Source organism: Anaerosporobacter sp., from assembly GCF_031551385.1.
Lineage (GTDB): Bacteria > Bacillota > Clostridia > Lachnospirales > Lachnospiraceae > Anaerosporobacter.
Map to the genome: position 1 here is coordinate 1 of NZ_JAVBNS010000285.1, position 5,352 is coordinate 5,352.

Consider the following 5,352-nt stretch of genomic DNA (forward strand, 5'->3'; position numbering starts at 1 on the left):
ATAAGGAGCATATGGCTCTATTCCAAGTTCATCCCATGTAATCCCATAAGGCGCACCACCTGATGTATATCCGGCTATAAATGCAAAATTATCATCCGAATCAGCATAAATATCATCGAGTTCCTGTTGGCGTTTCTTTTCTTTCTGCAAATGGAGTTGACGGAGCCTTGCTTCTTCACTTTTCTTTACTGCATCAAGATACTCCTGTGTAAATTCTACACCGATTGCCTGTAAATCCTTCACTGCCGTCATTACATCAACATGAAATCTTTTTTTATAATTGCTGGTAATCTTCTTTGGTGTACCATTGTATGTCGTAATCCACTGTTTTGCCTTACGAAGACGATTCTCTCTTTTTTCAGTGGTCGACTGTTTTTTCTGTTTTACCATCTCAATTCCTCTTCCTAACTTTATGTTCCTATGTTCGGCTGACTTTATTGATATATTAATCAAATGCTTCTCTTATTTTTGGAATATCCTTTTCATCAATCTTCTGGTATAACAGCACATATCTCAATTTGATTTCCTTATGGGTCTTTTTCCTAAATCCTATTTCGTAGCGTCAAGTGCCTTCTCAAAGAAGGAATCAATTGAATTGAACAACTCCGCATTCAATTCCGCCATAACATCATCATCTACAGTACTTATGAATTTGACTCTCTCTTCATACGGTGGGTCATTATCATATTGCTCATATAATTTAGCATACTCTTCATTTACAGCATCTACATATTCCAAACTTTTTGCTGACCAGAACAGGGAACTATGTGCTCCATGTACCCCAGTTGTTGTAATATAAGAAACATTCGGATTCGTAATCTTGTCTTTATGCGCAATAATGGAACAAGTTTTATAAGGTACAACGGTATCATCTTCCCCATGTATAATGAGAACAGGGATATCAGCTTTATTAATACCGTTTACGGCAGTAAATGTAGCCGCTTTACCGAATTTTATTATTTGCATAAGATTTAATACAGGTTTTTGTGTGTATCCAAAAACACCCATCATATCAACAACTTCGTTATTAACAATTTCAAACGCACTGTTTACCCCGGCAACACTTACTACTGCTGCAATATCATGGTTATAATTCAAGACATTTGTTACAGCATAACCACCCCAGCTATGACCAAAAAGCAATACAGGTAGATTATTAAAATTATCTTGTGCTTCTAGCCAAGTGAGTGCGGCATGAAGGTCAAGGACAGATTGTGGAAATCCAGTTGTAGTTTTGCCTTCACTCATATAGCTACCAGTACAATCGTATGCAAATACACAATACCCATTATCAATAAAATGCTTCTCCTGTGCAAAGTAGGAATCAGCCCCACCGCCAATACCATGTGCAACAACGATAATCGCTTTGTTACTATCTTCACCATATAAGTAACCAGTTAACTTGTTGTCGCCAGATGGGAAGGTAACAATTCGTTGGTCGTATTCGTCTGCAAAATCAGTATAAAAGTAACCACCATAAAGGGCGGTATCGAGCACATCCGAATGCGTAAATTGAGAATTATAGATAAACCAATCAACAATAAATGAAATGATAAAGAAACTTACTAAGAATATTGGAATACCAATGGCAAATGCTTTCTTCTTATTAATTCGTCTTTTAACTTTTTTTGATTTATTTGCTTCTGCTAACGCTTGTTCCTCTGTAAAATTAGACTTCATAATATGATAAATCCCCCTGTAGTTAAAGTTTGGTAGATAATGAAGATACCTCCAACATATAATTACATTAATTTTATCGTATTATGAGGTGTTTGACAATGAAAACAGACAAATATAAGAAAAATAATGAATATTCGCAAAAATTGTTCATGGAGAGAACGCCTAGTCTATCTAAGGTTCGCTTGTAAAATAACTAAGAATGCTCAAAATCACCTTAGCTCACATCACTCTGCATCTTCCTCTTGAATAAGAAAACAGCAAGAAGATAAATCACAACTGCATAAACACTAATAATCACAAGTGGTTTCAAAAGTTCATGATAATGACCACTGATAGCCATACGAGCGGCTGATACACCATGGTAAAAAGGAAGCGCCTTGCAAACTTTTGCTAACGTCCCGCCAATTGCATCAACATCCATCCAGATGCCACCAAGCATACAAGAGGCGGTAATTAGGATAGAGCAAATGCCAGGTGCTGCTTTCTCACTTAATAACGTTGCAATGAATAAACCGAATCCAATGAATAAGAAGGCAGACGGAAGTAAAACAAGTACACAAATAACAATATTAATTAAGTGAAAAGAATATCCGTTAACTGCTCCAATTACGATTGCAGATAGGAACGTGATGAATGACTGTATCACTGCTATCAGGATTACAGGATAGGTATATCCGATAATAAACTCATGTGACTTAATTGGTGCAGCATAGAGACGGATTAAGAATGCTGTAGCGCGATCTTTGGATACTTGTAGGCATGTGAATAACATTACGAAAGTTAAGCCAAATACAGCAATACCTGGTGCGAGGTTTTGAATCTGAAATACATCCATATTCGCTTCGGCTGGAATACTTTCGTTAATGATGGACATAAGAATCAACATAAGCAAAGGAAATCCAAGACAAAAGATATAGCTTAAAGGATCTCTTAAAATCTCTGTTAATGTTCGTTTTGCAAAAATGATACTCTTCATAAAACCACTCCTCTTCTAATAAATATAGATGTTTTTACTTATACATTCCCTTCTGCGATTGAGATAAATGCATCTTCTAAAGAGGCTTGTCTTGTCATTTCTTTTAGTTGTGATACTGTACCACATGCACGAACTTCCCCATCAACCATAACGGCGACTTGATCGGAGAGGCTTTCGGCTTCCTCCATATAGTGTGTTGTTAATATAATGGTTATCTTCCCTTTTAGTGATTTGATTATCTTCCAGAGTTCTTTTCTTGCTAAAACATCAAGACCTAGAGTAGGCTCGTCTAAGAAAAGTATTTTAGGATTGCTGATTAGAGCCATTGCAATACTAAGTCTTCTCTGCCAGCCGCCAGACAATGTCTTTGCTTTCGCCTTGCGAATCTCTTCAAGGGAAAACTGCTGTATGATTTGTTCAACACGTTTCGTACTGTCTTGTTTTGACATACCATAGATTCGGGCGATAAACAATAAATTCTCTTCAACGGTAAGGTTTGGAGCAATTGCAGTCTCCTGTGTAGAAATATTGGTGATTGCTTTTACTTTGTCTAGTTCTGTTAGGATGCTATAACCGTTTACAGAAGCATCCCCTGCAGTCGGCTTAGATAAGCCAGTTAACATACGTATTGTAGTTGTTTTCCCTGCGCCATTAACGCCCAGTAAAGAGAATAGAATCCCCTCTTCCACTTCGAAACTACTATCTTTTACAGCCACGTTGTTGCCAAAGCTCTTTTGTAAATGATTTATTACGATTGCATTCTTCATACGAATCACTCCCATTTAAGATAGGTTGTTAATTTAAAATAAGATTTTAATGGCTAATAACTTATTCGTTTCTCATTTCCTCAAGTTTTTTGTTGATTTGTAGAATAGATTTTTTGCACATGTGATATTGAACTGCCCATGTAACAATATAGGAGATTACGTAACTTGTAGTGATTGTAATAAAGGAAAAAGCATTTGATCCAAAATCCCAGCAAAAGCAGGCAACGGGTATCCAAACGATTGCTGTTAGTATAAAATACAGAATACTTTGTAACAGTAGACTAATATGGGTATATTCCATAAGGATTGACCAAAACCCAAAGGCTGCACTTGTGATACCGATTAAGATACATTGAACAAGAAAAGCCATACTCTTAGAAGAAAATCTGGCGGCAAAAGTTGGTGTAATCGGGAGAAAATTTGATTTATTTACAATAGCCATTAGCAGTGTTGCTAATAAAATATTAATAGCAATGGAGTACATAAAACTATTGATACCTCTATAGAGTCCTTTTTTTAACATGTTTAATCACCTCAAATTTCTAATGCTTTCTTAATTTTACTTATATATCTGCGAGAAACGTAAGCTTCTCTATCACAATCAAGATACATACGAATTGTACCTGTTAAACTTGTATCCATACGTTTGATTTTTCTAACATTAACGATTTCTGAATTAGAGATTCGTATAAAATAGTTCTTATCCAGTACTTCCTCCATCTCATACAACCGTTGATGCAAACGATAGACACCATCAATAGTGGCTACATATACTTTTAAATCTTGTGTGTAGATATGAATAATATCGGCACTGCATAATATGCAAACCTTATCATCCATGTAGGCAGTAATATTCGCATTTATAGTCGCTTCAATTAATTGATACAATTTCGTAATTTCAGGAGTATGATGTTTACTGCAAATATGAATTTGTGTATCTTTGTACTTTGGATCGATTATTAACTTGATTTTCATGCCTTATCCCCATGCATACCACAAGAGAGTTTGTGATACTGCTCATATAAGTAATGGTTGAAAGAACCCTTGAGCTGCATGTTTACCTTTACATTTATTATCCTTCAACTATCTTTATTATAGTTAATAATTTATAAAAAGAAAACAGGATATCGATAAGTGGTCGTATTCCTGTTATAAGTGGTTTGCTCTGTTTATATTATAGACAGGAAACCCCTACTGTTAAAAAGAGTTTCCTGTGCTTGTATTTATAGACAATCAACTACAGTAATAGAACAACGGGCATTCTGAACAATTACTTGTGTTGGTGAATGTAATTCAAATGTTAGAGATATTGGCTCACAACAATTTTGGGTAGAGAAAAATATATCGTTACCAAGCAATGTTAATGGAAACTGCGTAGGATTTACATTAATTTTGGAAAAACTATAAATATTTCGAGCAACATTATCTGAACATAAAGTCACTCCCACATGTAGTTTATTACTTTTCGTTTGGCACATTCCAATTAATGGTATCGAAAAGGAAAGCTTATATACGGTATTTCCTTTTAATTGAATCCGACTATTATCACAGTTGTCAAGACAAGCCCTTGGTTTTCCACATACAAATTGGGTATCCCAACAGAATGGAGAATGACAACCCCATTTGAAATTCGGACATTTTTCCGTTAGAGAAAGAAATGAATTTTGACATTTTCCGTCGCGTCCAGTTGCACCAGTTGGCCCTTGCTTTCCAGTAGCTCCTTTTGAACCCGCACATCCTCGCTTTCCGCTTGCTCCAGTAGGTCCAGTAGGCCCTATGCCGTTATGCATTGTATCTAATACACTCTGCATTTTACCTTTTAATACAAGTTGAGCTTCGGTCAATGTTCGTAGCAAAGATTCGACACTTGCATTTACCGCAAGTAAATCTTCGTTGGAAGAATTACAATCTTCATCGAGCTTTTTAATA

Annotated in this window: 6 protein-coding genes and 1 pseudogene; all 7 read right to left on the reverse strand. The window is 35.8% G+C overall.

Going from position 1 to position 5,352, the window contains the following annotated elements:
- The coding region (locus RMR19_RS21075; protein ID WP_310605479.1) for a hypothetical protein at positions 1–390 on the reverse strand (390 nt) is incomplete at its 3' end.
- A 159-nt stretch (positions 391–549) separates the two neighbouring features.
- Positions 550–1,680, reverse strand: a complete 1,131-nt coding sequence (locus RMR19_RS21080) for an alpha/beta hydrolase (protein WP_310605480.1) — start codon at positions 1,678–1,680, stop codon at positions 550–552.
- A 214-nt stretch (positions 1,681–1,894) separates the two neighbouring features.
- A complete protein-coding gene (locus RMR19_RS21085; protein ID WP_310605481.1) occupies positions 1,895–2,656 on the reverse strand; it encodes an ABC transporter permease in 762 nt (253 codons plus the stop codon).
- A gap of 38 nt (positions 2,657–2,694) precedes the next feature.
- Complete coding sequence (locus tag RMR19_RS21090; RefSeq protein WP_310605482.1) at positions 2,695–3,423, reverse strand: ABC transporter ATP-binding protein; 729 nt, start codon at positions 3,421–3,423, stop codon at positions 2,695–2,697.
- A gap of 61 nt (positions 3,424–3,484) precedes the next feature.
- Positions 3,485–3,946: a DUF3021 domain-containing protein gene (locus RMR19_RS21095; protein WP_310605483.1), complete on the reverse strand. Its 462-nt coding sequence runs from the start codon at positions 3,944–3,946 to the stop codon at positions 3,485–3,487.
- An 11-nt stretch (positions 3,947–3,957) separates the two neighbouring features.
- Positions 3,958–4,398 carry a LytTR family DNA-binding domain-containing protein gene (locus tag RMR19_RS21100; RefSeq protein ID WP_310605484.1) on the reverse strand — a complete coding sequence of 147 codons (441 nt, stop codon included), beginning with the start codon at positions 4,396–4,398 and terminating at the stop codon, positions 3,958–3,960.
- A gap of 248 nt (positions 4,399–4,646) precedes the next feature.
- A pseudogene (locus tag RMR19_RS21105) lies at positions 4,647–5,352 on the reverse strand (collagen-like protein); the annotation flags it as partial.

Bases quoted from the DNA above. Each gene is read 5' to 3' on its own strand.
- RMR19_RS21080 (WP_310605480.1), bottom strand. From the start codon at position 1,680: ATGAAGTCTAATTTTACAGAGGAACAAGCGTTAGCAGAAGCAAATAAA.
- RMR19_RS21085 (WP_310605481.1), bottom strand. From the start codon at position 2,656: ATGAAGAGTATCATTTTTGCAAAACGAACATTAACAGAGATTTTAAGA.
- RMR19_RS21090 (WP_310605482.1), bottom strand. From the start codon at position 3,423: ATGAAGAATGCAATCGTAATAAATCATTTACAAAAGAGCTTTGGCAAC.
- RMR19_RS21095 (WP_310605483.1), bottom strand. From the start codon at position 3,946: ATGTTAAAAAAAGGACTCTATAGAGGTATCAATAGTTTTATGTACTCC.
- RMR19_RS21100 (WP_310605484.1), bottom strand. From the start codon at position 4,398: ATGAAAATCAAGTTAATAATCGATCCAAAGTACAAAGATACACAAATT.